This window comes from Martelella sp. AD-3 (genome assembly GCF_001578105.1).
In the GTDB taxonomy this organism is placed as follows: domain Bacteria; phylum Pseudomonadota; class Alphaproteobacteria; order Rhizobiales; family Rhizobiaceae; genus Martelella.
This window is the reverse complement of record NZ_CP014275.1, coordinates 1,980,959-2,005,960: the sequence shown is the minus strand read 5'-3', so window position 1 is coordinate 2,005,960 and position 25,002 is coordinate 1,980,959. Positions and strand designations below refer to the sequence as shown.

At 58.0% G+C, this 25,002-nt stretch carries 20 protein-coding genes and 5 pseudogenes; 12 read left to right on the top strand and 13 right to left on the bottom strand.

The genetic code is table 11. The features are described from left to right. The first annotated feature begins 165 nt into the window (after positions 1 to 165). Both AZF01_RS09330 and AZF01_RS09325 read left to right on the top strand, forming a co-directional pair. Positions 166 to 375, top strand: a complete 210-nt coding sequence (locus AZF01_RS09330) for a cold-shock protein (RefSeq protein WP_024709452.1) — start codon at positions 166 to 168, stop codon at positions 373 to 375. A 135-nt stretch (positions 376 to 510) separates the two neighbouring features. Continuing rightward, the gene (locus AZF01_RS09325) at positions 511 to 756 is read left to right on the top strand and encodes a hypothetical protein (RefSeq protein WP_024709451.1); all 246 of its coding nucleotides are present in this window, start codon (positions 511 to 513) and stop codon (positions 754 to 756) included. Positions 757 to 873: 117 nt separating this feature from the next. Here the strand turns inward: AZF01_RS09325 and AZF01_RS09320 are convergent, their stop codons facing one another. From AZF01_RS09320 to AZF01_RS09295, 6 genes are all read right to left on the bottom strand, one after another. Further along, positions 874 to 1,113, bottom strand: coding sequence for a hypothetical protein (locus AZF01_RS09320; protein ID WP_152534604.1), 240 nt, complete (start codon positions 1,111 to 1,113; stop codon positions 874 to 876). Beyond that, complete coding sequence (locus tag AZF01_RS23950; protein ID WP_152534603.1) at positions 1,100 to 1,426, bottom strand: hypothetical protein; 327 nt, start codon at positions 1,424 to 1,426, stop codon at positions 1,100 to 1,102. Before AZF01_RS23950 ends, AZF01_RS09320 begins: the two co-directional genes overlap by 14 nt. A 73-nt stretch (positions 1,427 to 1,499) precedes the next feature. Next, positions 1,500 to 2,291 (bottom strand): hypothetical protein, encoded by a 792-nt coding sequence (locus AZF01_RS09310; protein WP_024709448.1) that lies wholly within the window; start codon positions 2,289 to 2,291, stop codon positions 1,500 to 1,502. Positions 2,292 to 2,374: 83 nt separating this feature from the next. After that, positions 2,375 to 2,827 (bottom strand): DUF2721 domain-containing protein, encoded by a 453-nt coding sequence (locus AZF01_RS09305; protein WP_024709447.1) that lies wholly within the window; start codon positions 2,825 to 2,827, stop codon positions 2,375 to 2,377. Positions 2,828 to 2,953: 126 nt separating this feature from the next. Further along, positions 2,954 to 4,468, bottom strand: a complete 1,515-nt coding sequence (locus AZF01_RS09300; protein WP_024709446.1) for a DUF1254 domain-containing protein — start codon at positions 4,466 to 4,468, stop codon at positions 2,954 to 2,956. Positions 4,469 to 4,638: 170 nt separating this feature from the next. Next, positions 4,639 to 6,039 carry a DUF1254 domain-containing protein gene (locus tag AZF01_RS09295; protein WP_244435598.1) on the bottom strand — a complete coding sequence of 467 codons (1,401 nt, stop codon included), beginning with the start codon at positions 6,037 to 6,039 and terminating at the stop codon, positions 4,639 to 4,641. A 525-nt stretch (positions 6,040 to 6,564) separates the two neighbouring features. Between AZF01_RS09295 and AZF01_RS09290 the strand changes: the two genes are divergently transcribed. Beyond that, positions 6,565 to 7,599, top strand: a complete 1,035-nt coding sequence (locus AZF01_RS09290; protein ID WP_024709444.1) for an AraC family transcriptional regulator — start codon at positions 6,565 to 6,567, stop codon at positions 7,597 to 7,599. Positions 7,600 to 8,493: 894 nt separating this feature from the next. Here the strand turns inward: AZF01_RS09290 and AZF01_RS09280 are convergent. Next, positions 8,494 to 8,844 carry a hypothetical protein gene (locus tag AZF01_RS09280; RefSeq protein ID WP_024709442.1) on the bottom strand — a complete coding sequence of 117 codons (351 nt, stop codon included), beginning with the start codon at positions 8,842 to 8,844 and terminating at the stop codon, positions 8,494 to 8,496. A 2-nt stretch (positions 8,845 to 8,846) separates the two neighbouring features. Between AZF01_RS09280 and AZF01_RS23500 the strand changes: the two are divergent. Both AZF01_RS23500 and AZF01_RS09275 read left to right on the top strand, forming a co-directional pair. After that, positions 8,847 to 9,074, top strand: a pseudogene (locus tag AZF01_RS23500) (integrase core domain-containing protein); the annotation flags it as partial. Positions 9,075 to 9,343: 269 nt separating this feature from the next. Beyond that, positions 9,344 to 10,312 carry an endonuclease/exonuclease/phosphatase family protein gene (locus AZF01_RS09275; protein WP_161633054.1) on the top strand — a complete coding sequence of 323 codons (969 nt, stop codon included), beginning with the start codon at positions 9,344 to 9,346 and terminating at the stop codon, positions 10,310 to 10,312. Between the two features lie 331 nt (positions 10,313 to 10,643). Here the strand turns inward: AZF01_RS09275 and AZF01_RS09270 are convergent. Further along, positions 10,644 to 11,255 (bottom strand): annotated as a pseudogene (locus AZF01_RS09270) (IS66 family transposase); the annotation flags it as partial. Between the two features lie 76 nt (positions 11,256 to 11,331). Here AZF01_RS09270 and AZF01_RS09265 point away from each other — a divergent pair. Continuing rightward, the gene (locus AZF01_RS09265; protein WP_024709439.1) at positions 11,332 to 12,357 is read left to right on the top strand and encodes an IS110 family transposase; all 1,026 of its coding nucleotides are present in this window, start codon (positions 11,332 to 11,334) and stop codon (positions 12,355 to 12,357) included. 264 nt (positions 12,358 to 12,621) lie between these two features. Here AZF01_RS09265 and AZF01_RS23945 read toward each other — a convergent pair. From AZF01_RS23945 to AZF01_RS09255, 3 genes and pseudogenes are all read right to left on the bottom strand, one after another. Next, positions 12,622 to 12,729: pseudogene (locus tag AZF01_RS23945) on the bottom strand (transposase); the annotation flags it as partial. A gap of 135 nt (positions 12,730 to 12,864) precedes the next feature. Continuing rightward, complete coding sequence (gene istB, locus AZF01_RS09260) at positions 12,865 to 13,623, bottom strand: IS21-like element helper ATPase IstB (RefSeq protein WP_024709438.1); 759 nt, start codon at positions 13,621 to 13,623, stop codon at positions 12,865 to 12,867. Then, a pseudogene (locus tag AZF01_RS09255) lies at positions 13,620 to 14,426 on the bottom strand (IS21 family transposase); the annotation flags it as partial. The gene istB and the pseudogene AZF01_RS09255, both read right to left, overlap by 4 nt. Before the next feature lie 261 nt (positions 14,427 to 14,687). On the opposite strand from AZF01_RS09255, the gene AZF01_RS09250 reads away from it, so the two are divergent. Further along, positions 14,688 to 15,917: an IS110 family transposase gene (locus AZF01_RS09250; protein ID WP_024709436.1), complete on the top strand. Its 1,230-nt coding sequence runs from the start codon at positions 14,688 to 14,690 to the stop codon at positions 15,915 to 15,917. Positions 15,918 to 16,016: 99 nt separating this feature from the next. Here AZF01_RS09250 and istA read toward each other — a convergent pair. After that, positions 16,017 to 16,724: pseudogene (gene istA / locus AZF01_RS09245) on the bottom strand (IS21 family transposase); the annotation flags it as partial. A 125-nt stretch (positions 16,725 to 16,849) separates the two neighbouring features. After that, a complete protein-coding gene (locus AZF01_RS09240) occupies positions 16,850 to 18,688 on the bottom strand; it encodes an SLC13 family permease (protein WP_024709434.1) in 1,839 nt (612 codons plus the stop codon). 432 nt (positions 18,689 to 19,120) lie between these two features. Here AZF01_RS09240 and cysD point away from each other — a divergent pair, with 432 nt between their 5' ends. From cysD to AZF01_RS09215, 5 genes are all read left to right on the top strand, one after another. Then, positions 19,121 to 20,026 carry a sulfate adenylyltransferase subunit CysD gene (cysD, locus tag AZF01_RS09235; RefSeq protein WP_024709433.1) on the top strand — a complete coding sequence of 302 codons (906 nt, stop codon included), beginning with the start codon at positions 19,121 to 19,123 and terminating at the stop codon, positions 20,024 to 20,026. Then, on the top strand, positions 20,026 to 21,924 hold the full coding sequence (cysN, locus tag AZF01_RS09230; RefSeq protein ID WP_024709432.1) for a sulfate adenylyltransferase subunit CysN: 1,899 nt from the start codon (positions 20,026 to 20,028) through the stop codon (positions 21,922 to 21,924). Before cysD ends, cysN begins: the two co-directional genes overlap by 1 nt. Positions 21,925 to 21,929: 5 nt before the next feature. Further along, complete coding sequence (gene cysQ / locus AZF01_RS09225) at positions 21,930 to 22,709, top strand: 3'(2'),5'-bisphosphate nucleotidase CysQ (RefSeq protein WP_024709431.1); 780 nt, start codon at positions 21,930 to 21,932, stop codon at positions 22,707 to 22,709. Between the two features lie 95 nt (positions 22,710 to 22,804). After that, entirely contained in the window at positions 22,805 to 23,845 is a 1,041-nt protein-coding gene (locus tag AZF01_RS09220) for a sulfotransferase (RefSeq protein WP_024709430.1), read from the top strand. 45 nt (positions 23,846 to 23,890) lie between these two features. Beyond that, positions 23,891 to 24,979 carry a glycosyltransferase family 4 protein gene (locus AZF01_RS09215; protein ID WP_024709429.1) on the top strand — a complete coding sequence of 363 codons (1,089 nt, stop codon included), beginning with the start codon at positions 23,891 to 23,893 and terminating at the stop codon, positions 24,977 to 24,979. Positions 24,980 to 25,002: the final 23 nt, after the last annotated feature.

Here is a 25,002-nt window from a genome sequence, read left to right as displayed (position 1 = left end):
GGGTGAAAAGATCCCATATGTCTTTCGTCGATATTTGCTTGTTAAGCTTTAGTTATTGTGCGTTTGACACCGCTCCTTGGACGAACCTTTTCTTTCAAAAATCGCTATTCACCATCCCCAGCGCCTCGGGCGTTGTGGTTCTCTATTGCTATGAAAGGGTTCATCATGACCACTGGCACAGTTAAATGGTTCAATTCGACGAAGGGCTTCGGCTTTATTCAGCCTGACAATGGCGGCGCCGACGCATTTGTCCACATTTCCGCCGTAGAGCGCTCCGGAATGCGCGAGCTTCTGGAAGGCCAGAAGATCGGCTACGATCTCGAGCGCGACAGCAAGTCGGGCAAGATGTCGGCCTGCAATCTGCAGGCTGCCTGAAGCAGCTTGGTATCCGTTCTCCATTGACCACGGATGTACTGGCACTGTCGAGAGCAAGATACCAGCAAGGTCAGGCTGATCGCCTGGCCTTTTTTGTTGCCGCGGCGCCTTGCGGCGTCCAATTCGGAAAAGACCATGTCACAGACACACAGCAAATCGCGTCAGAAGGCGGAGATCGCCTTCGCCAATGCACAATCGCAGTTCTTCGCGCGCAATGCGGCCGTCGAGGAGCTGGATTTCCCCGCTCTCGCTCGCGAGGAAAAAACCCGGCGGCTTCGTGAAGCACGCCTTTCAAAAGAACTGAAGGACCGGAAGGCGGCAACCGCCGCTCTCGTCGCCAAACGAGCTAAGTTGGAATGCCGTGTTCAACACGACTCATAGGACCGAGCATTGAGGAATGCCGGAAACAGCGACTTCTCCGACCGCCTTGTCGCGGCCGCGAAAACACAAGTCCGATCTTCCGCGTTCCGATCTCCTGCAAAAGTCTGCGTCGCCTGTTCAGTGGTCGCCCGAAAAGACCGGTTGGTTGACGGGCAGAATGCCGACGGTGTCGATCATATGCAAAAGCAGACTGTGACCGAAGCCGATATCCGGGTTCTTGTATTTGTCGTAATTGCTCGTGCAGACATTGGCGATACAGGCGCTGCCCGGCGGGATCGATGCCGCCTGCCCTTCATAAAGCGGACGCAGCCGCACCATGACCGTGCCGGGATTGCTGCCGCGATCACTGACGTCCATCAGTGAATCCGTCGGCCTGAACTGGGCGGCCGCCATAACGTCCTGCACGGCATCGACAACAACCGGGATGATCTTGAACGGACGGGTGGGCGCATGCCAGCTCGCCGATCATGCCGGGATGGATGACCTGTGCCGTCAACTGTCCGAACCCGGCGACAAAGACCCCCTCTTCCTGATCCCGGGGCCCGAGGATGCCCGCAGGCCGCACGAACGGGTTGACGACGTCGCCGGAACGCAGCTGAAACTGCTGGATAGTGCCGGCAATACCCGCCCTGACGCTATGCTGGCCAAGCGCGACATCCGCCTCCTGCAACGCGGCCTCCGCGCCTGCCTTCTGGGTGGGAAGCAGGGTTTCGATGCGCGCCGGGACGAGATCCGGAGGGCACTCAAAACCGCAGCGACAGGCCGATGATCGGACCCTGCTCGACGACGTTGAAGACGAACCCATCGCTGTTGTAATCGACCCCGAGCGCGCGGTATCCGGCAACCACCGAGACCGTGTCGTTGAACCGGTAGCCGATCGTCGCTGCCACATCCCAGTCGAGATCGGCGCCGCCGGCGCCGATGAAGCCCCATCCGGTCAAATAGACTTTCGGTGTCAGGAAATAGCTCCCGCGCAAGCCGGCCATGGCGTCCACCCATGTGGCGCTATCGCTTCTCGACCGACCGTCGAAGGCGCCACCGGTGATGGAAAGCGTGCTGTCGACGGACCAGACCCGCAGACCGCCGACGACTTCAAGCCGGTATTTCTCATCCTCCGCGAAGGTATAGCCGGCGCCGAGCAGCCCTGCGAAAGTGCTGGTTTCCAGCTTAACGGAGGCGGCGGTGTTGCCAACCGGCGAACCGGTCTGTCCGGACAGCTTGATGTAGATAGCATCGCCGATCACGCTGTACGGCCCGTAGCGCGCTTCGCCGATCGCCATCAGACCGACATCGAGATGGTCGAAGATATTGTCGAAACTTGCGTCGACGGTCACTTGCGGAAGCCCGAACTGGGCAATGTCTCCCGAAATTCCGGCAGCCCAGAAATAAGGCGCGAAGGTAAACGTCCAGCCCTCGGGCGTGGAGGCCTCCTGGATGTTCGGCGTCATCGGCAGGTAGATGTCTGCAGCCCGGGTCTGCTGAAATGCCAGGCAGACGCCGATCGCGGCAAGAGACGAAACCAGGCGGATTTTCATGTTGTCTCCCATAGTGTTGTCGGCATGCGGATCGGTTGTTCAACCGCCATAACGGGCGCGTCTGTCCTGCCGGAAATGCCTCATCATTCAAGCCATCTGTGCATTCGATCCATTCTCAACTGCCGCAACATCGTTCGGGCGCAGACCAGCAGCTCGAACAGAAATGCGACGAGCGACGCAATCAGCGATACGATCGCGCCGCCGAAGAGCCACAACAGGTTTTCCTCGCGCAACCCGATCTCGAGCGCGCCGGCCAGCAGGTTCACGATCGCGCTGCCCGTGCAGATCGCCGCAACCGCGCCGAGGATCATGGCGACCACAAGCGTCAGCGCCCTTAGCCGCAGGTCCGGGTCCTGTTCGCGCAGCGCCCGTCCGCTGTCCGCGATCTCGTTCAAACGGTCCGAAACTCTCCCCAGTCGTATCGTATAGATACTCACAAAGCCCGCGGTGCCCGCCAGCAGGAAGACAGGGGCAAGGGATGTTTGCACGATAGCGACAAGATCGCTGACGATAGGTTGTTCGTTTACCAAAATCACTCGAAACCAATTCAAACCGTCAAGCCGGTCGGTTCGCGATCCGGGGATCGCTGCCCGATGAACGGGTCATCGTCCCGGGAATAAGGGCGTCCGACACCCAACCCCTGCGCCAAGCCCGCTATCCGATTAATTGATCCGTTCGATTTCACCCGGCTTCCATGACTTGTCGAACCATGATTCCAATGGACCATAGAGCCGCAGCACGACGTTCCATCCCTTTCCGGGCACCGTCTGAACCCAGTTGTTCTCGTGGCCTTCCGGCGCCGTCGGACCGAACCAGATATCGACGGATGAATCGGCATTGACCACGATATCCGTCTTGTCGCTGCCGATGCTCGGAAACGGCTGGTCGGTCTGCAACATCGAGCGGGTCTGGTTGTCATAGACGACGAGCGACCAGAAATCCTTCGCCGGGATGTTCGGGGGCAGTCGAAGCCTGTAGGTCGAACCGCCGTCGAAGGGTTTCTTGTCGCCATCCATGGTCGCGGCCGCGTATTGCGAACCGACGCCGACGCGCTTGATCGCCATCGCCGGCGTTATTCCGGTCGCGTAGTAGTGAAACAGCGTCCGGGCATCGAGGAAGCGAACGCCGGGCTCAAGAAGGAATTCATAGCTGCCGCCGACGAACCCGGTAAACCAGGCGCTGTCGGGATAGTAATAGGCCTCCTCGATGCGTGTCCTGAAGGTGATGGTGCGGGCCGTGGCGTTGCCGACGGCCACGGCATCGGTGAGGATCTTCTTCATCCGCTCGTCCGGCGCGAAAGGCTTGCCCTTGACGATCCCGATCGCGGCGAGCTGACCGAGCACCTCGGGGTGGTAGGCATCGTTCGGTTCATGCTGAACGATATCGTTCACTTCCTCGTAGAAATGGAAATCATTGGCATGGATGGTGTTGAACACCTTTCCGGACGCATTGATGAAGGTCATCGGCGGCGGATTGTCGGCTTCCGACAGCGGGTAAACCCTGGTGAACTTCCTGGTGTTGTCGACCGCCGTCGTGGTGCTTCCGTCCTCCATGAACCCCCTGAAGAACAGAAGGTTGCCGCAGGTGGGCGAGCGCAGCACGAAATAGCCGTCCGGCACCTCGCCGTCATAGCCCGGGGGCAACAGCAGATACTTGCCGCCCTTGCCCTTGTCAGGACCGGCATTGCCGATATCGCCGACATATTCGAACCAGTGGCTGTCGATGAAGCCGAGAATATTCGGCGGCGTTTCGATCACCAGCGGCCCCGTCTTGGTGTCGAGCCAGGCCAGATTGTAGACGCTTTCCGTGTTCCCTGTCAGGAACAGCGAATGCGAGTCCATCAGATCCTCGAAGACCAGAACGGACTGGTTGTTGTCCGCGCCCTGGCTTGCAAACCCGACCCGCATCGCTTCCGCCGAAGCCCCGGGCATGGCGTTCAGGAATGCCTCGACGCCGCGCATGAAATCGAGGTTGTCGTAGACCAGGTTCGCGGTGGCATCGTCCGGATAGCCGTCGAAGAAGTTCAGCGTTCCAAGACGGGTCTCCACGCTTTCCGGCGTGACAATGGCTTCAGGGATGGGCGTCGTCATCTTCATGACGGGCGGCGCCTCGGCGCGGACTGCGCCCGCAAGCATCACCGCAAAAGTGAAGCAGACCAGGTTTTTCATGGGCACCATTGTTCTCTTTCCTCCACGTGGGCATCATTCCGCCTGAAGCCGCTTGCGCAATCCGGAAACATCATTCCCGAAAGGTTTGATGGCATTGCGCGTCGAAGACCGGACGGGAGCGCCGGGCCCGGTCCTCGCCGGCTGTCGCGCCGCCACATGAGCGGCGCGAGGTCGTCTGCCTATTTCGCCGTTTCGAGGGCCGGAGGCTGCCAGGTACCCTGCCCGACCGGCAAGACGGAGGGTTTTCCGGTCTTCGGCCAATACATGCGCATCGCCAGATAGATCGGCCCGTCCGGCGCCGGAAGCCAGTTCGATTCCTTCTCCGCGCCAGGGGTGTCCTTCTGAATGTAGAGCGTCAGCGAACCGTCCGCATTCTTCTTCAGTTCCGGCAGCATCGGCGAATTGATCAGGTAACGGCTGATCGGATTCTCGATCAGCAACTGCGTCTTGCCGTCGTACATGGTGATCGACCAGAACGCCTCGACCGGCGGCAGTTCTCCTGCCGGAAACGTCAGCGTGTAGCTTTGCTTGCTGCCATCGAGCAGGTCGCCATTGGCGAGGTTCCTGCCCAGGATGTAGACCGCTTCGGCGGCATCATTGCCATAGATGCCGGCGGACGCGCCCGCCGCGCGTTTGATCCAGTCGCCGTCGACGAACGCGGCATCGCCCCAAAGATCGCTTATCGACCACCCATTCGCCTTGTACAGCTTGTCGGCGAGGTACGCCTTCACCTTCTCGTCACCGTCACGCATGCCGAGCGCGACTTCGAGCCGGTGCTCAAGCGGCATGTCCTTGAACTGGAACGACTTGCCCGGGCCGACGCCGATCTTGGCAAGCTTGGCGCGGATCTCGGTTTCGGCGGAAGACGCAGGGGCGAACTGAAGGGCGAAGTCCAGATACTCGAAGAAATTGGTCTTGACGAGGTCCTTGTCGACCTTCGGGAAATCGGCGGCCGGGGCAGCCGCCGGGGCGGGTTCGCCGGCGTAGGCGGAAAGCGTCTGCACCTTGTAGCCGGCCTGGACCTTTTCGACATTGGGCATGTCATCGGGGCCGAAGAGCTGCGTGCGATAGATAGCCAGCGAAAACTGCGTGGACGCGCGGAACACCTTCTTGATGCCCTCCGGCGTCTTGCCGCTCCAGTCCGGCCCGGCGATCATGTAGTCGCCGGCGTCGCTGCCTGTCGCGCGGCTGCCGATGTAGCCGAAATTATAGGTATTGCCATCGACCAGCTGCACCGAGTAGTAGCGCTTGTCGACCGCCGGGACCGACAGCACGACCGGTTCCGCCCGCAGATCGAGAGACGCAACCGAGTAGGGCGTATCGCTGTTCGGACTGATGATCGTCGTGTCCTTGTAGGTGTAGACCCGCGCCTCGTTCTTGATCTCGTTGAAGGGGGCCTTGAACTGATCTGAGTCGCGATCGACCGCATAGTCGTACATGATCGCGTAATTCATCACGATCGGCAGCCCGTAGACGTAGCCCTCCTCGGCGATCTGTTTCGCCTCGACAATGCTTGGCCAGTCTTCTGCATTGGCCGTCTGCACAGAAAATGCGACGAGAGACCCCGCCAGACCCAGCATCACCTTGCCGGCAAGCCTGCCAGTTTGCATCATCATAGCTCAATCCTTCCATGGAGCATTTACGGTGAAGAATTGGACCACCGGCGATGCTCTTTCTCTTTGTTTTGCTGCACTCCCGGATCGAGACCCGGCATCCACTTTTTAGAGAACGCGCTCCACAAGCCTCGCCACCGCGCATGGCTGCCGGCCCATCAGGACGGGCGATGGCGGCTGAAAATGCTTGGGGATACAGGCAAGACGAAATATTCTCCCTTTACTTGAGGGAGAAGAATCTCAACTGTATCCAGATCTGTCATTTGCGTGAAAGGCACGACCATTAAAACATGACGGGCGACGACTGATCGGCTCGCCTGATATTCACGTGTCGATGGCCTATGGCTTACGCGACTAAGGTCATATCTGTGCGCATGCCCCTGAAGGAGACTTCGCTTCTCCTGGACATCCACAAGACAATGCGTAGCAACGAAAGAAATTCGCAACCACTCATTTTGCGCCAAACCCGGCTCCGACGTAGGATTTGCAGATATGACTGAAATACCCGTCATTTCCAGCCGCATACTGCATGGCGTACCCTACTTTGTCCGTCAGGAGCTGGGAGAGCGGGCGTTGCGGCGGGCCAATCGCGCCGCGGGCTTCGATCTCGAACTTCTTGAAGATCAGAACTGTTTCATTCCGCATGCGGCGGTGGTCTCGTTTCTGAACGCCGCGGCAAGAGCGGCGGGCGAACCCAATATCGGCATCCTGATGGTGCCCGCGATGAATGCCGCCAATTACGGCAGCTATGGTCGCTACCTGCTTGGCGCGGAAACGCTGGGCCTTGCCATCGAGCGGGCGATCTCCGCACTGCCCTATCACAGTACGGGCGATGGGATGTCGGTCGCTATCGTCGGCAACGAAGTGCGATACAGCTATGCATTCGCCCTTGCCGGCTGTGAGGGCTACGACGCGATCGCGGTTGCGGCGGCCGGCGTGCTTCTCAGCGTGATGAGAGCTTATCTGCCCGCCTACTGGACCCCGTTGCGGGTGGAACTCGACATCGCCAAGCCCCGCCAGACAGCAGCGCTCGAAACGGTGTTCCAGTGCCCTGTCGTCTTTGGCGCGCCGGTGGTGACGGTTGTGATCGAGCGCCATCATCTCGCAGCAAACCCGCGCCGCGATGCAAGATCGATTGTCACCATCGAGGATGTCATGAGAGCAAGACGGGGCGGCGCACCGCGCGACATGCTCAACGTGGTTGTCGAACAGATTCGCACGCAGGTCCGCGCCGGCAGCATCTCGTTGGAGAGCACGGCGCGCGCGATGGACATCAGCATCCGGACACTGCAACGCGAACTGAACCGAACCGGTACCGATTTTCGCAGCATGGCGAATGCGATCAGGATCCAGAGGGCGATCGAACTGCTTCGGCATACCAACGGAACGATCACCTCGGTTTCGGCTGAGATGGGATATTCCTCCCCCGCCAATTTCGCGCGCGCTTTCAGAAAGGTAACCGGCTACGGGCCGCGGGAGTTCCGGACAAGCAACCGGCCACACGGGACAGCAGAGCATCATTCGTAAGTCCCTTCCGGAGAAGAAAACCTTTCGCATTCCGCGCGTTGCCGATTGTCTGCTTCCAATCGTCGCTGAAATTCGATTTGCGCATGCGCGCCTTCCTTCCTCAGTTTTGGGCAGGAAGGCATCGACAACTCGCGGGGACATCCGCCCATCAAGACGGCAGAATTGCTGGGCGCGCCGCGCTTCGCTTTCAGCCGGGAGAATTTCCGGAAGGCGCTCCCGCAGCGGCGGAGCAGACCGGCAGATTCGAAAGCGCTATCTGCCGCCCACCGATCACCGCGTCCGTTTCGCCGGCAGGGATCTCGGCAGCGGTGCGTCGAGGCCGGTCCGGCGCATCTCTCGGCTCAAGGCGTCAGAAAGGGCCCCGCCGGACCGGGCTGCGGCCAGTATGAGATGATGGCTATCCTCGGCCATTCCGAGGCAAAGACAAGCGAGGTCTACACCCGCCGCGTCGAACGCCGGAAACGCGCCGTCAACGCTATGCAAAGAAGCAAAGCGCCCCAGGCATGGTCCTGACGTGGTACACGTCTGCACATGACCAACTGATGTGGTTGTACTTTATTCTGAGAATGGTGCGGTCGAGACGAGACGTACAGGGACGATTTCGTCAGTTTTTTCAGTCGCAGGACTGGACCACAAGGGCGAATGTCGAGCTTAGCCTTTTCAAGGGCTTAGCAGAAGCGTGCCCCATGAACGGATAAGCAGAATGCAGCCACTATAATCGAAGCCCTTTGGTGCAATCATTTGCCACATAACAGCCATCGCTGTGCCAATTGGACACCTCGATCTACCCTGCTCCGAGGCTTTGGCAGGCGGAGTTTACGAGGGCGGGGCATTTTTTCGTGCATTTCGGTGTCGTGGATTTCTGCGTCTCGGCCCGTTTTCCGGGCTTTGTCGTCAGGCGTTCGCGCATTTCCCTTCATGGAAGGCGTAGCGAAGCATGTTGTTGACGATATTGGCCATGCCGATCTTCACCTTCGCCCTGTGGACGCCGATGGTTTGGATGAAGAGCCTCATTTTGTCCTTCTGCCTGGCGAACACATGCTCGAAGGCGGACCTGAGCTTTGATCGTCGCCCATTTGCCCGCGACATCGCTTCCGGCGTGGGTCTGACTTTTAGTTTGCACTGATGGATATCAGATTTCAGGCCGTTGCCGGTAATAAAGGCTTCGTTCTTCTTCGAAATATAAGCGCTGGCGGACCGCCGTTTTGTCCTTGCGCACGACATTTCTGAGATGAGCGCCATCATGCGACAACGTCTTCGTCGAGCGGCTGTGGCGATCGATCAAATATGAAGAGGTTTATCGTCACGCCTACAAGACGGTCGCAGAAGCCCGAGCCGGGATCGGGCGATATCTGACGTTCTACAACAGCCGCCGTCCGCATTCATCGCTGGACCGAGAGACACCCGATCAGGCTTACTTCAACGCGCTGCCCGCGATATCAAAGGCAGCATACACGAGGCCGGAAACCACTTAAGAACACGCATTCCACTGTTCAAACAAACCGAGCCACCTCAACCTCATTTCTTCCACTTAGCTTTGCTTCATGCGTTTTTCTGAATAGGGCAGGCCAACGGCATGATATGGTGCTTTGTAACTTTACCAACTCAAGTCGATGCCATATTTTCAATGCGATAGTTGAATACCATTTTTGAATATTTTTTTCGAACGCCTAAGCAGACACCCGTTTTTCATTGCAGCAAAGCGGACAGCGAGACATGGCGCAGGCCCTTTCCGGGAATGATTATGACTTTGCTTTCGACCTTGATCGGAGTGTGCGCGATTTTAGCCCTTCTTCTGGGTTTGCTTCCCTCGTTAGCGGATAATTGGCCTGCAGCTTTTTTGGGCGGCATACGAGCTCATCTCGCGGCAGCTGCGCTGTTATTCTCGCTCTCCCTCCTTTTTCTCGCCAGGTCCGCGTGGCTGGCTTTGCCTCTGGCGGCGTCGGTGATGATGTGCCTGTGGGTCTGGCACCTGAACGAGAGAACATCTCAATCAACAATTATGGCGGAGCAGGACAGGCGGAGGCTCAAAGTGATCGAGTTCAATATTCTGCGTACCAATCGAAACGGCGCAGAGATTGCCCGTTGGCTCGAAGAGGCGGACGCAGATATCATCTATACTCTCGAATCCAGGCCGCTTGCCGACGAACTCTCCGCCCTTTCCAAGGTTTATCCCTATAGGGCCGGATGTGGCGTGCTTGTCTCCGCCTGCGACATGATGGTTATGTCTAAATTTCCGCTCGATAGAGCACAGTTCGGAAGCATGGGCAGGCTTTACCATAATCGATTTTTCCAGGCGGCTATAAGCGTCAATGGTACCCCTTTGACGATTGTGGCGATGCATCTTGCAAAACCCTATTTCGACGTCCATCAAAGTAAAGAACTCAGAAGTGCGGCAGCCCGGCTGAAGAAGATTGAGGGTCCAATCATTGTCGCAGGGGATTTCAATTCATCATTATTGTCACCGGATATTCAGTCTTTCCTGATGCAGACGGGCCTTCGCTCGTACTGGGATGAACCGCGAACTTGGCCTGTCAACGCTCCGGCGCTCGGCCTCCCGATCGATCATATCTTTGTACGCTCGCCGGCCTATATCGAGAGACTTGATCGCATTGAGGATAATATGGGGTCCAATCATTATGGGCTGGAAGCGGAAGTCTCCCTGCCATCCCTTGCCGACAGCGGCATATCACGCCCGGCGAATTCGCAATGATAATGGCTCTGGGAAAGCAGGCTGCTTGAGGCCATAAATCAATGTGTGATTAGGCCCTTTAATTGCGTGTTGCTGTCTATGGCCTGCTGCATCCTTGCCGGGGTCATGGTCCTTTTCGCGGTCATAGCCTCATGATGATCTTCGGGTCCAGTGCTTCAACATGTGGAACGGAATCCGGCGCTGCCGTATTCAGCCTAATCAACGAAGTCACTGCAACCGCCGTCCCGGCGGGGACTTTGCAAGCCCGCTTGGGCCTGCAAATATGGTAGTTTTGCGCCCCCTTCCCAGCGCTCCGTTCAAACATGCTTCGTAAGCGGCAAGCCGAGGCCGTTCAGGCGTCGTAATTCCACGGCATAAGCGCGTCGATTTCACTGCTAGGCCAACCGTTGGCGATGCGCTCGAGGGTCTGGGTAAGCCAGGCATTCGGATCGACATTGTTCATTTTTGCCGTCTGCAGCAGCGTAGCGATCGTTGCCCAACTCTTTCCGCCGCCGTCGCTGCCGGCAAACAGCGCGTTCTTTCGCGTTATGGCCTAGGGCCGGATTGCCCGTTCAACGATGTTGGAGTCGAGCTCGATGCGGCCATCGCTCAGGAAGCGCTCAAAGATGGCGCGGCGCGTGGTCGCATAGCGGATCGCCTCGGCGAGCTTCGATTTTCCGGGGATGCGTGGCAGAGTCTTGTTCCAGAGATCGAAGAGCTCAGAGACAATTACGGCGGAGGTTTGCTGACGCACCGCGACGCGGGTGTCGGGACTTTGACCTCGAGCGGCCTCCTCGACCTGCCAGAGCTTTGCCATCCGTTCGACCGTCGCCGTTGCTACCTCGGAGCTTTTCCCGACATGTAGTTCATAGAACTTGCGCCGACTGTGTGACCAGCAACCAGCCAATGTGACGCCATCATTGCCACCGTCAGTTCTCGCGAGCTTGTTGTAGGCGGCATAACCGGTGGAGTGGACGCCCCCCGACGGCATCAATTGTGCGAGAATGCGGGTGTGTTTAGAACCTGCGAGGAGAACGTCCATGAATGAGATTAGCATCATCGGCCTAGATTTGGCGAAGAACGTGTTCCAGATACATGGCGCGGGGCCCAACGGAAACGTTGTTCTGCGCAAGAAGTTGAACCGCGGTAGATTGCTCGCGTTCTTCGCCGACCTGCCCATCTGCGTCGTAGCAATGGAAGCCTGCGCCAGCGCCCACTATTGGGGACGAGAGATCGGAAAGCTAGGGCATGAGATCAGGCTGATTAATCCTGCCTACGTGAAGCCGTTTGTTAAACGCCAAAAGAACGATGCCGCCGACGCTGAAGCTATTGCAGAGGCTGCCGCGCGGCCGACAATGCGGTTCGTGAGCGTCAAAAGTGCCGAGAAGCAGGCTTCCTCCATGGCTTTCAAGGTCCGCGACCTGTTGGTGCGACAACGCACGCAAACAATTAACGCATTGCGCGGGCACCTTATGGAGTATGGGTTGATTGTACCTCAGGGTATTAAGCACATTCCGCTCCTGCGCGAGAAGATCGCGGCGCAAACCGATTTACCCGAGATGGCAAGTGTACTCTGCAACGGATTGCTGGACCAGGTGGTCTATCTCTCGGAACAGATTGCCGTGCTGGAGAAGGAACTGCGCGCACGTGCTCGTCAAGATGAGGTCGCTGCGCGACTGATGACCATTCCTGGTGTGGGCCCGATCTGTGCCACAGCTCTTGAGGCGCTGGCGCCGGCGGCCGGAACATTTTCCAAGGGCCGCGATTTTGCGGCGTGGATCGGGCTCACCCCCAAACAAAACTCTTCTGGCGGCAAAGATCGCCTCGGCAAAGTCTCAAAGATGGGCCAACGCGATCTTCGCCGTCTTCTTGTCCTTGGTGCAACCGCAGTTGTCCGATGGGCAAGACGATACGGAGCACCGGCGGGTTCATGGTTGGCAAGAATGCTTTCGAAGAAGCCGCCAAAGCTTATCGCCGTTGCATTGGCGAACAAATTGGCGCGGACTGCTTGGGCTTTGATGGCTCGCGGCGGCGTCTACTGTGCTCCGGCGCCTGGCGCTGCGTAAGCAGCCCCCAGAGGCCGCGAGACGTCGGAAGTGTGGTGAGGTCTAACGGAGGATTATGGGCAATCGGTCAGAGAAAGGGTCAGAAGAATCATTAGGTCGATGAGTGCCCAGAGCACGCCTAACCGAGTTGGATCTGATCCACGTATTCCATAAGGGCCCGCGACGTGTTGAAGTCGCTTTCCGAGGCCGGACACACGTCAGAACCCGACCACATGCCTATACCGAAGTAAGATTTCGCTTGCATTTACCGGGGCGTCCACACACGTCGACCTGCAAAATGCCGTGATAGCCATTCAGGTGGCGGGCAACGCATTCGCCGGCTCGACTATCCTCGAAGCGGTAGGCGACCATCGGCGGGCCGCTGCCTCCGAACGGATGTCAACGGCGGTGTAAAAACCGGCCACGGGGCGGAGCAAAAGTCGGCCACTTTGGGCGCCGGCATGAGGCCCGCGGGAGGGCGTAGCCCGAGCGGGGGCTCATGCCGGCGTTGCGATTTTCTGAAGGGTTTCAGCCGGCCTTTCGGGCGCGGCTTTGGGCGAGGCGGTAGCTGTCGCCATTCATTTCGAGAATGTTGACATGGTGCGTGACGCGGTCAAGCAGAGCGCCGGTCAGGCGTTCGGATCCCAGAATTTCGGTCCATTCGTCAAAGGGCAGATTGCTGGTGATCAGGGTGGCGCCCCGCTCATAGCGTTGCGAGATCAGCTCGAACAGCAGTTCCGCGCCGGTCTTTGACAACGGCACGAAGCCGAGTTCGTCGATGATCAGCAGCTTGTATCCTGCCATCTGCTTCTGGAAACGTAAGAGACGCCGCTCGTCACGGGCTTCCATCATCTCACTGACCAGGGCAGCGGCTGTGGTGAAGCCAACGGACAGGCCCTTCTGGCAGGCGGCCAACCCAAGGGCGAGCGCGATGTGCGTCTTGCCAGTTCCGCTGGGGCCGAGAGCGATGACGTTCTCGCGACGCTCGATCCATTCGCAGCGGGCCAGTTCCAAGACCTGCATCTTATTGAGCTTCGGGATGGCGGCAAAGTCGAAACTGTCGAGGCTTTTGACGACCGGGAATTTGGCTGCCTTGATGCGGCGCTCGACCTTGCGGCGATCCCGTTCGATCATTTCCCGCTCGGCAAGCCGGGTGAGGTATCCGATATGATCGACGCCCTCGGTGGCACAAAGCCGGGCCAGTTTCTGATACTCCCGCTGGAAGGTCGGCAGCTTCAGGGTCTTGAGGTCGTGGGCAAGCAGAATCTCGGGTGCTTCGGTGCTCATGCCGCTTCTCCCTTCCCCGATGACAAGAGGCCCATGTACGCCTTCGCCGATGTCGTCTCGACGGTTGCTCTCGGCAGGTAGGGATAGATCGACAGATCCAGTCGCGGCGGCCGGCGCTCTACCCGGCAAAGAATCAGATGTTTGACGGCGTCGAAGCCAATCGCGCCGAGTTGCAGGGCTTGCTTGATCGCCGCATGCAGGTCAGCCATATCGAAGCTTTCCAGCAGACGAAGAACCTGCACGTATTCTCGCCGGCCATGCTTTGCCATGCGGCCTTCCATCAGACGGCACAGTGTCGCGAATTCCTCCGGCAGATCCCAGCCCTGCAAAGGGGCTGCCTGATCCAGCGCATTGATCTTCCGCTCGATCAGCGGCAGGTAATGCACAGGGTCGAAGATGACATCCTCCCGATCCCAGCTTCGGGGATGGCGGGCGATGATCTCGCCGCGGCAACCAATCACCACCTTGTCGACATAGCCTCGGACCCAGGCGTCCTGATGACCGTAGGCGACAGGCACGGAATAGTCGTTGGTTTTGTAGCGAACGAGAGACTGGGCCGTGACCCTGGCGCTAACTTGGTCGCAGGCGTCAAATGGCGACGCTGGCAAGGGCTGCATGGCAGCCAGATCGCGCTGCAGCCGTTCACCGATCGTCTCGCTCTCACCGCGCAGCCTGTCGCGCTGGCGCTTGCGGCACTGTTCTTCCAGAAAGGCGTTGAACGCGTCCCAGGTCGCAAACTGCGGAATGGGGACCATGAAGTTACGCCGGGCATAGCCCACGAGGCCCTCGACATTCCCCTTATCTGGCATGATCACGCTGACGCCTCGATATCTTTGCCGCACTTCGGTGGCAGGCGCTATGGTGAGACCATTCGGGATGTGGGGCGTCGGGAGCACGCGAGTGCGGGCAGGCCGAGCGAAAGACATGGGCTGCGAGCCCGAGCCTTTATATGGTCGCCCCTGCGGCTTACCCGAATGCGCTGCGAGCGCGGATCCGTAGTTGCCGTGTAGCCCGCCAGCTCCTGAGAAGAGGGATGACATAGCAAAATAGCAAAAGAGGTAGATATGCGCATCATCGGCATGGATATCCACCGCGTCTTTGCCGAGGCGGTGGCCCTTGAAGATGGAGAAACCAAGCGACTCGGCCGGATCGGCATGACGCGGGAGCATCTGGAAGACTTTGCCAGAACACTTCTGCCGTCGGATCATGTCGTGGTGGAAGCGACCGGCAATGCGACCGCAGTTGTGGAGATTCTCGCTCCGCGTGTGGCAAGGGTGGCCGTGGCAAATCCGTTGCAGGTCCATCTGATCGCCAAGGCGAAGATCAAGACTGACGCGATCGACGCGCGCGTCCTGGCGCAACTCTACGCCGCCGGCTTCCTGCCGGAGGTCTGGATTCCGGACGCGGCAACCTTGGCTCGCCGACGTCAGGTGACGCGCCGCACGCAACTTGTCCGGCAACGGACCCGTCTAAAGTCGATCGTCCAGTCGATCCTGCACGCGAACCTGATTCCACCCTGCCCATTTGCCGATCTCTTCGGCGGCAAGGGGCGGATCTGGCTGCGGGCCCAGTATCTACCGGACGACGAGCGGGAGGCCATTGAACGGCACGTCGAGGAATACGACCGTCAGTCCGATGCACTCAAGGGAGTGGAACGTGACATTGCACGCGCCGCCTTGTCCGATCCGAACGTGACACGATTGATGACGATCCCGGGCATCGACATGGTGGTTGCTGTCGGAGTGATGGCGGCGATCGGCAAAATCGAACGTTTTGACAACCCCGACAAGCTGGTAGCCTATATCGGTCTCAATCCAAGCGTCCATCAATCTGGTGAGGGCCCCGCCCATCATGGTCGGATCACCAAACGCGGACGCGCAAATGCCCGCCATCTACTTGTCGAAGCGGCCTGGCAGACCGTGCGAAGTCCAGGGCCGTTGCGTGCCTTCTATGAGCGCGTGCGGAGCAAACGCGGCAATCACATTGCCGCAGTGGCGGTTGCCCGTAAGCTGGCAGTGATCATCTGGCACCTGCTGACCAAAGGTGAAGACTACAGCTGGGTTCGCCCCTCGCTACATGCCAAGAAACTTCGTGACCTCGAACTGCGCGCCGGACATCCGCCGAGACGCGGCCAGAAGGGTGCCGGCTACGACTACAACATCACGCAACGTCGCCGGGAGGAGCGCAACCGCGCTCAGCAGGCCGAAGGCGCATATCGGCGAATGACCGACGGATGGCGACGACGAGGGGCTCGCTCAAAACCCACGGACGCCACAAATGAGGAGCGACGATGATCTGGCTGCGCCGCAGGGCTTGAACCTCATGCCCGGCCGTTCACCACGTGGTCGCCCGTGAGCCTGAAGAAAATACCACAATTTCTGTCGAAGGGGCTATTCGATCTCATCCGTGTCATTGCCCTTGCCGGGGCGACCATAGCGATCCCGGATCAGGTAGTGGGACAGGAACCCGCTGAACAGTGTTGCCCGCTTGCGCGTGCCATCAGGCAGGATCCTCGCCACAAGGCAGCGGTCATTGTCATAGACGATCGACTGCGGCACGGCCCCGAAGAAGGCGAACGCATGGATGTGGCCATCGACCCAGGCCTCGGCCACCGCCGCCGGATAAGCCCGCACATAGCAGCTGTCACTATGCGGAAGATCGAGCACAAAGAACCGGGCTTTCTGCTCGACACCGCCGATCACGACCGTCGCCTCGCCGAAATCAGCCTGCGCATGGCCGGGCGGATGAGAAAGCGGCACGAACACTTCCTGACGGCGTTGTTCCCGCTCGCGAATATAATCCTTGATAATCGTATAGCCGCCGGTGAACCCGCACTCATCACGAAGCCGGTCAAACACACGCTTGGCCGTATGGCGCTGTTTGCGCGGTACGTGTCTGTCTTCATCCAACCAGTGATCGATCGTCGAAACGAACGCATCCAGCTTCGGCCGCCGGACTGGTGATTGTCGCTGATAGCCAGGAGGCGTCGAATACGACAGCATCTTCGCTACGCTGTCGCGCGATATGTTGAAGTGTTTGGCTGCCTGACGTCGGCTCATCCCTTCCGAGACGGCCAGACGAACCTTCAGATAAAGATCCACGGTGTAAATCCTCTGTCCCTCCTGCGCTCACTGCAGAAGGAAAATAGGTGGCCGGATTTTACTCCGCCCGCGACCAAATTATTCCGCCGCTTCCGTGGCCGACTTTTGCACCGCCGTTCTCATTGCTAGAGGTCGAAGTAAAGAGGCGCCAAGAGAGCAAATGCGATTGCGATAATGATGACGAGCGGGAGGCCACCTCGAACGAAGTCCGAGAAATTGTAGTGCCCCGGCCCCATGACCATCAAATTTGTCTGATAGCCGATCGGGGTTGCGAAGGAGCAATTCGCCGCGTAGATCACGGCAGCGGCGAAGGCAAGCGGCGGGGCATTGATCTGATGGGCCATGTTTATCGCGATCGGTATGAAGAGCGCGGCTGCTGCATTGTTGGACAGAATGTTGGTCATGATCGCAACCGTGACGAAAAGGATTGTGATCGCGATCACCGCAGAGGATCCGCCGGCCAGCGCTATAACGGCCTGGGCGATCAATGATGCGCCTCCAGAAACCTCCAGGGCTGTAGCCATCGCGATCGAAGAGCCGATTAGAAGAAATATCTGCCGATCGAAGGCGCGTGCCGCCTGTTGCAAGGTCAGGCACCCGGTCGCGATCATCGCCAGGGCGCCAAGGACCGCATTGACAGCAATCGGCGAAATATCAAGGGCCGAAAGACCGACGACCGCTGCAAAGATGATGAAGGATATCAGGGCGCGACTACGGGGGGGCACAGACTGCGCCGAATGCTCGAGCAGAAGGATATCGTGATTTCCGCGCATCGACATGATGTCTTCCTCCGCCCCCCCGAGAAGCAGCGTGTCGCCGGCCTCAAGTCTCAAGAACCCGAAAGGACCGCGTCCCATGCGGGTTTTGCGCCGGATACCCACGATCGTGACATGAAATCGTGGCTGGATGCCGCAAAATCGAACCGTCCTGCCTTCAAACCGTGATCCCGGCGCGATGACGGCTTCTGCCAGATGGTAATGCGGTCCCTGGCGGCGGCCGGCATTGTTATGTGTCTCTTCTTCTGGGTCCCCGAAAGTGACAGCTTCTCCGCCGGCAATCAGGTCCATGAAAGCCTTGCGATTGCCGGATATCTGCAGAAGATCGTACGGCTGGAGCCTCAGTTCTTCGCTGAACGGCGGCAAAAGCACCTTGTCCTCACCGTCGGATCGGCGAACGATCGAGTGCAGGGAGAACGGCCTCAGTTGAGGAAAAAATCCCGAGATCGGCAACAGACCGGCGAACCGGCTTTCCGCCGTGATGGCGATTTCGCCGATGAACTGTGCGCCATCGCCGTCGTTGTTTGTCCGCAGTTCGGTCTGTCTCGCACTTAAGAGTCGCGGCAGAAAGAACAGCACATAGACATATCCGATCATAGCCAGAATCACCCCCATGCCAGTGATATCGAAGAGCCCGATTTCAACTCCACTCTCGGCCGCTATGCCGGCGGCAATCATGTTTGTCGAGGAACCGATCACGGTCGTCATGCCGCCGAGGATGGTAATGAATGATAACGGCATGAAGATCTGATAGGCTGGTAAGCGGAATGTCGCGGCAAGCGAGGTGAGCACAGGGATAAAGATGACAACCACAGGCGTATTGTTGAGGAAGGCCGAAATCGATCCGGCCACGACGAGGAGCAATGCAACCCCCATGCGCGGGCGACTGCCGCACAGCCTCCCGACATGGCGGGTGATTCCCTCCATCGCGTCGGTAGCAAACAACCCTTTCCCCACAATGAGGAGCGCCAAGACTGTGACAAGCGCAGGTGAGGAAAAGCCAGAGAGCAGTTCGGTGAGGCTCAGGGTCTCTCCGCTCGGACCTTCATAGGGAAAAATGCCATAAATCAGAAGCAGCGCCGCAAGCACGGTGAGCGAGATCGCCTCGATGGAAAATCTGTCAAGTGCGAACATGATGATCGCCCCGAACACGACTAAGAATGTCGAAATCAGATAGAAATGGTCCACGTCTCTGCAATCTAAGGTTCAACAAATGAATAAAATATCGTCAGCTATTATTATAGGATTAGCAAAATCCTTATCCGAAAGCTATGGCGCCCATTGATGCCGGCCAGCTCAAAATCGCTTTCAGAGACGTCACGGCCTGACTCCCGTTACATTGCCCCTTAATCGAAAATTTGACGACTTGCGTTTAGCCAGTATCTGTGAAAATATTCGCTACGAATGGCAAATTCCCTTGAAGCCAATCAGCTATCTGTGGGTGTTTCAGCGCGTCACGGCTTGTTCTCCGCCTCATGTCGCTTTTTTTGAGAATAGTTTTTAGTGGGACGGCTTTGTCCTGAATTCATTTGTTAGCTGCAGTCAAAATTGTTGACTTGAGAGTTTTTGCACACCTCTAAAGGTCTATCCCTAATTCGGTTTTGAGATTCAATTTCAGGAATAGAAATGTCCCTTACGCATCTGCAACGGTTGGAAGCAGAATCCATCCATATTTTTCGTGAAGTCGCTGCGACATTCTCTCGTCCGGTCATGCTTTATTCGATCGGCAAGGACTCGTCGGTGATGATGCATCTGGCGATGAAGGCCTTCTACCCGGCCAAGCCGCCGTTTCCTTTCCTTCATGTCGACACGACCTGGAAGTTCCGGGCGATGTATGATTTTCGCGCGAAGATGGCCAAGGATCTCGGGATCGATCTCCTCGTGCATGTCAATCCGGAGGGCGTGGAAGGCAAGATCAATCCGTTCGATCATGGTTCGAATACCCATACCCATATCTGGAAGACGGTCGGTCTGCGCCAGGCGCTCGACAAATATGGCTTTGATGCGGCTTTCGGCGGAGCCCGGCGCGACGAGGAGAAATCCCGCGCCAAGGAACGCATCTTCTCCTTCCGCAATGCCCAGCATGCCTGGGACCCGAAGAGCCAGCGTCCGGAAATGTGGAAGACCTACAATACCCGCGTCGGCAAGGGCGAATCGATCCGCGTGTTCCCGCTGTCAAACTGGACCGAGCTCGACATCTGGCAGTACATCATGAAGGAGAATATCCCGATCGTGCCGCTCTACTTCGCGGCGAAACGGCCAGTCATCGAAAGGGACGGCGCGCTGATCATGGTCGATGACGAGCGCATGCCCATCGGACCAGACGAGAAGGTCGAGGAGAAGATGGTGCGCTTCCGCACGCTCGGATGCTATCCGCTGACCGGCGCGGTCGAATCCGAGGCCGATGACCTTCAGGGGATCGTCCGCGAGATGCTGACGGCGCGCACATCTGAGCGCCAGGGACGCATGATCGACAAGGATGAAGCCGGGTCGATGGAGAAGAAAAAGCGCGAGGGGTATTTCTGATGAACGAGCTGACCGATTTTTCCGGCGACATGATCGAATACCTCGCCGAGCAGGAAAAGAAGTCGCTGCTGCGCTTCCTGACGTGCGGGTCCGTTGACGACGGCAAGTCGACGCTGATCGGACGCCTGCTTTACGACACCAAGCTGATCTTCGAAGACCAGCTCGCCTCGCTCGAGAGCGACAGCGCCAAGCATGGCACCACGGGCGCGGACATCGACTTCGCGCTTCTGGTCGACGGGCTTGAATCCGAGCGCGAACAGGGCATCACGATCGATGTGGCCTATCGCTTCTTCGCCACCGCCCGGCGCAAGTTCATCGTCGCGGACACGCCCGGCCACGAAGAATATACCCGCAACATGGCCACCGGCGCCTCGACGGCGGATCTTGCGATCGTGCTGGTCGACAGCCGCCAGGGCATTCTGCGCCAGACGCGCCGTCACTCCTACATCGCTTCTCTGCTTGGCATCCGCCACATCGTGGTAGCGATCAACAAGATCGACCTGATGGACTATTCGCAGGACGTGTATGACAAGATCGTCGCCGACTATCTGGAATTTGCCAAGGATCTCGGCTTCGAGACGATTGTCCCAATCCCGATGTCCGCCCGCTACGGCGACAACGTCACCATGCCGTCGCAGAACATGCCCTGGTATCAGGGGCCGGTATTGCTGGACCATCTCGAAACCGTTCCAGTCGAATCCGACCTGATCGAGAAGCCGTTCCGCATGCCGGTCCAGCTCGTCACCCGTCCCAACCTGAACTTCCGCGGTTTCTCCGGTGAAATCGCCTCGGGCCAGGTCGCGGTCGGCGATACGGTCACCGTGGCCAAATCGGGTCAGGCCTCAAGGGTCCGGCAGATATCGACCATGGATGGGGATCTCGAGCGCGCGGAAGCGGGGCAGGCCGTCACGCTGGTGCTCGATGACGAGATCGAGGTTTCGCGCGGGAACATCCTGGTTGCGCCCGAAGAGCGTCCGAATGTGGCCGACCAGTTCCAGGCCAAGATGATCTGGTTCGATGCCGACGCGATGATTCCCGGCCGTTCCTACATCCTGCGCACCGAGGCGGACTCGACGCCCGCAACGGTGACGGCGCTGAAATACCACGTCAACGTGAACACGTTCGCGCATGAAGCGGCCAAGGCCCTGCACATGAACGAGGTGGGCGTCTGCAACATCTCGACCCAGGCGCCGATCGTCTTCGATGCCTACAAGGACAACCGCACGACGGGCAATTTCGTCATCATCGACCGTCTCTCCAACAAGACCGTTGGGGCCGGCATGATCGACTTCCCGTTGCGCCGCGCGCAGAACGTCCACTGGCAGGCCGTCGAGGTCAACAAGAAGGCGCATGCCGAGCTCAAGGCGCAGAAACCCGCCGTCCTCTGGTTCACCGGCCTTTCCGGCTCCGGTAAGTCGACGGTCGCCAATGCGCTGGAGAAGATCCTGCACGCCAAGGGCAAGCACACCTACATGCTTGACGGCGACAACATCCGCCACGGTCTCAACCGTGACCTGGGCTTTACCGCCGAAGACCGCGTGGAAAATATCCGCCGCGTCGCCGAGGTCGCGCGGCTGATGGCCGACGCCGGCCTGATCGTGCTGGTCTCCTTCATTTCGCCCTTCCGCTCCGAGCGACGGCTGGCGCGCGAGATGATGGATGACGACGAGTTTGTCGAAATCTTCGTTGACACGCCTCTGGAAGTGTGCGCCGAGCGCGATCCCAAGGGCCTGTACAAGAAAGCGCAGGCCGGCGAGATCGATAACTTCACGGGTATTACCTCGCCGTATGAGACGCCGGAGAATCCGGAAGTACATCTCCACACCGTCGGCCACGAGCCGTTCGAGCTGGCGGGCCGTATTGAGGAGTACCTGTCGAAGCTTGAGCAGAAGGACTAAACGCGATGACAGACATGAGTGACGTCTTTCTGGATGCCGCAATCGAGGCCGGCAAAGCGATCATGAGTATCTACGAGAACGGCATTGATGTTTCCTACAAGCACGATGCCTCTCCAGTGACGATTGCCGATGAAAAGGCCGAGGAGATTATCCTCGGCCACCTCGTCAGTGCCTTTCCGGATATTCCCGTGGTCGCCGAGGAATCGGTCGCTGCAGGTCGGGTTCCCGACATCGAAGGCAAAGCCTTCTTTCTGGTCGATCCTCTCGACGGCACCAAGGAATTCATCAACAAGCGCGAGGACTTCACCGTCAATATCGCGCTGATCGAGAATGGTGTTCCGGTTTCCGGTATCGTCTATGCGCCGGCAAAGGGGGTGGCCTACCGCACGACGGGCGATGGCGCCGAAAAGCTTTCCCTCAAAGACGGCCGCGTGGCCGGCGCCGTTGCTGTATCCTGCCGGGCGGCGGGCCAGAATTTGATTGCCGTCGCCAGTCGTTCCCATAACAGCCCGGAGACCGAGGCCTTCATGAAGAAAATCGGCGTGGCGGACTTCACCTCAGTCGGTTCATCGTTGAAGTTCTGCATCGTCGCGGAAGGTCTCGCCGATGTTTATCCACGCTTCGGCCGGACCATGGAATGGGACACGGCCGCCGGAGATGCCGTGCTGAGGGCAGCCGGCGGCAGAACCGTGGGCCTCAACGACAAGCCCCTGCCCTACGGCAAGACCAGACAGGCCGAAGACAGCGATTTTGCCAATCCGTTTTTCGTCGTGTGGGGGAGCTGAGCCAAGCTGTCGTCGCCGCTATCTGAAGACGGCCATGGCTGGAGCTGTTTTGATCCTGAAGACTACGTCCCGCATCAGCAAGGCAATCTAGGTACATGCAAATGCGAACTGGAACTGACCTCATCTTCATCGTCGGCAACAGCCGCAGCGGAACAACGATGCTCGCCCGTATCCTCGGTCTCAGCAGCGAAATTCATTCCTTCGATGAACTACACTACATTGAACAAATGGTAACGGGGGCTGATTTTTCTTCGACTTTGCCGTTGGAGCGAGAAAAAGCAGTGGCCCTGATGGCCAGTCTTTTGTCAGTCGCTCGTCGAGGGTACTTTGCAAAAAGAACACCCGAAAAGTATATGGATGAAGCGGCCGAGCTGGTTGATCGCACGACGAACATGACCTACTCGGAAATTCTCCGGTCAATGATGCTGGATACGGCGCAGACTAAGGGCAAGAGGATTGCATGCGAGCAAACTCCCAGAAACGTATTCTACATCCGAGAGATTCTTGAACGCTACCCGCATGCCGCGGTCGTCAATATAATTCGTGATCCGCGGGACGTCGTTCTCTCACAGAAGAACAAGTGGAAGCGACGCAGACTTGGCGGAGCCATCCCCCGTTTCGAGGCTTGGCGTTCCTGGATGAACTATCATCCATACACGATTTCACGTATTTGGACCATGGCGGTAGGTTCTGCTCTGGGATTTAGGGACAACAGCCGAGTTTTATCCGTTCGTTATGAAGACCTAGTGAGCGATCCGGAATCAAGCCTTAAGGCCATCGCCGACCACTGTGGCGTCCCCTTTGAGCAAGCCTTTCTGGATGTGCCTCAACTCGGTTCCTCTTCAAGAGCAGACCAGGGAACCCGTGGCATCGACAAATCACGCCTGGCCGCATGGAAACAAGGAGGCCTTGGTAAGCCGGAGATTGAAATTTGCGAGCGGCAATGTCGGGAGTTGATGGAGGAATTTGGTTATGAAGTAAGCGGCATCAAGGCTGATCGTTTCAGCCTTGTACTCATGTATTTACTGGTACCCGTTAAGCTCTTCGGAGCGCTGTTTTTCAACCTAAGGAGAGTAAGAAACTTACCGTCCTGGATCAGCCAAAGGATGTCGGTGCGGCGGGCCATGACACACTGAGTGGACCCTGGCCGAAACCTGATATGTCGCTTAGAAAGTGTCCAAATGAAGATTCTGATGATTATGTATGCCCGTAGTGTTGGCGGAGCCGAGCTTGAGTTCCTCGAGCTAGCTGAATGGCTCTCCAAAACGCATACAGTCAAGATCATTGCATTCGGCGGCGACGCTGCCGTCAAGCACGCAGGTGTCTATGGCAATATACCATGCGAGGTTTACCCCTTTGGCAACAGTAAGTTTCAGATCGCCAAGTGTTTTGCAACTGCTTTGACACGTAATATTGGAAAACCTGCAGACGCGATAATTACAACGGCTTTCCTACCCAACGTCCTTTCAAGTATTTTGAGCCGCTTCAATGGCGCGGGGACCATCTCCCTCCAGACAGTGTCAAAAACGATGCGCTTTCCCGCGATCGATAGAATGACACTGCGTTCACTCGATGCTCTTATTGCGGGCAGCAATGATATCAGGCAGTACCTGCTGAACCACGGGCAGAGGGACGAGAGTATACACGTTGTCAACAATTGGGTCGACCTGTCAAACCGGGCGCCCTCGCGTCCCGTCGAGGAGACGCGCCAAACGCTCGGTCTTGCCGATAACGATTTGCTGATCGGATGCATGGGACGTTTCCATCACCAAAAGGGCCAGGAATTTCTAATTGATGCCTATCTCCAACTCGAACATACGCACCCAAACCTGCGCCTGATGCTGGTCGGCGGTGGAGAAAAAGAGAAGGAGTTCAAGGAACTCGCTGCCAAAGCGCAGAGAGAGGTTATATTCCCCGGGCTAGTCAAGGGGAAAGAATACAATAACCTGTTTTCGGCCATCGATGTATATGTGCAGCCTTCACGCTTCGAAGGCCTGCCAAGAACCCTCATCGACGCCATGTACCTCAAGAAACCGATTGTCGCATCAGCGGTCAACGGGAACCTGGACGCGATCAGCGACAACGTAAATGGACTTACGGTTCCGGCAGAAGATTCCGAGGCAATTGCAAGGGCTATTTCCGAACTCATGTTAAATCCATCTCTGGCCTCCGCCCTCTCGGAGCGAGCCCACAACGACGCCGTTGAACAGTTTGGGATGGAACTGCAGATGAAAAAGATTGAGAAGATAATTGACACAATCATCGCGTAAATTTAGCGCCACGCAAATTCGCC

What these genes read in the sequence shown, in the direction of transcription:
- AZF01_RS09330 (WP_024709452.1), top strand. Translation starts at nt 166, where the DNA reads ATGACCACTGGCACAGTTAAATGGTTCAATTCGACGAAGGGCTTCGGC.
- AZF01_RS09325 (WP_024709451.1), top strand. Translation starts at nt 511, where the DNA reads ATGTCACAGACACACAGCAAATCGCGTCAGAAGGCGGAGATCGCCTTC.
- AZF01_RS09320 (WP_152534604.1), bottom strand. Translation starts at nt 1,113, where the DNA reads ATGGACGTCAGTGATCGCGGCAGCAATCCCGGCACGGTCATGGTGCGG.
- AZF01_RS09310 (WP_024709448.1), bottom strand. Translation starts at nt 2,291, where the DNA reads ATGAAAATCCGCCTGGTTTCGTCTCTTGCCGCGATCGGCGTCTGCCTG.
- AZF01_RS09300 (WP_024709446.1), bottom strand. Translation starts at nt 4,468, where the DNA reads ATGGTGCCCATGAAAAACCTGGTCTGCTTCACTTTTGCGGTGATGCTT.
- AZF01_RS09295 (WP_244435598.1), bottom strand. Translation starts at nt 6,039, where the DNA reads ATGCTGGGTCTGGCGGGGTCTCTCGTCGCATTTTCTGTGCAGACGGCC.
- AZF01_RS09290 (WP_024709444.1), top strand. Translation starts at nt 6,565, where the DNA reads ATGACTGAAATACCCGTCATTTCCAGCCGCATACTGCATGGCGTACCC.
- AZF01_RS09280 (WP_024709442.1), bottom strand. Translation starts at nt 8,844, where the DNA reads ATGATGGCGCTCATCTCAGAAATGTCGTGCGCAAGGACAAAACGGCGG.
- AZF01_RS09275 (WP_161633054.1), top strand. Translation starts at nt 9,344, where the DNA reads ATGACTTTGCTTTCGACCTTGATCGGAGTGTGCGCGATTTTAGCCCTT.
- AZF01_RS09265 (WP_024709439.1), top strand. Translation starts at nt 11,332, where the DNA reads ATGAATGAGATTAGCATCATCGGCCTAGATTTGGCGAAGAACGTGTTC.
- istB (WP_024709438.1), bottom strand. Translation starts at nt 13,623, where the DNA reads ATGAGCACCGAAGCACCCGAGATTCTGCTTGCCCACGACCTCAAGACC.
- AZF01_RS09250 (WP_024709436.1), top strand. Translation starts at nt 14,688, where the DNA reads ATGCGCATCATCGGCATGGATATCCACCGCGTCTTTGCCGAGGCGGTG.
- cysN (WP_024709432.1), top strand. Translation starts at nt 20,026, where the DNA reads ATGAACGAGCTGACCGATTTTTCCGGCGACATGATCGAATACCTCGCC.
- cysQ (WP_024709431.1), top strand. Translation starts at nt 21,930, where the DNA reads ATGACAGACATGAGTGACGTCTTTCTGGATGCCGCAATCGAGGCCGGC.
- AZF01_RS09220 (WP_024709430.1), top strand. Translation starts at nt 22,805, where the DNA reads ATGCAAATGCGAACTGGAACTGACCTCATCTTCATCGTCGGCAACAGC.
- AZF01_RS09215 (WP_024709429.1), top strand. Translation starts at nt 23,891, where the DNA reads ATGAAGATTCTGATGATTATGTATGCCCGTAGTGTTGGCGGAGCCGAG.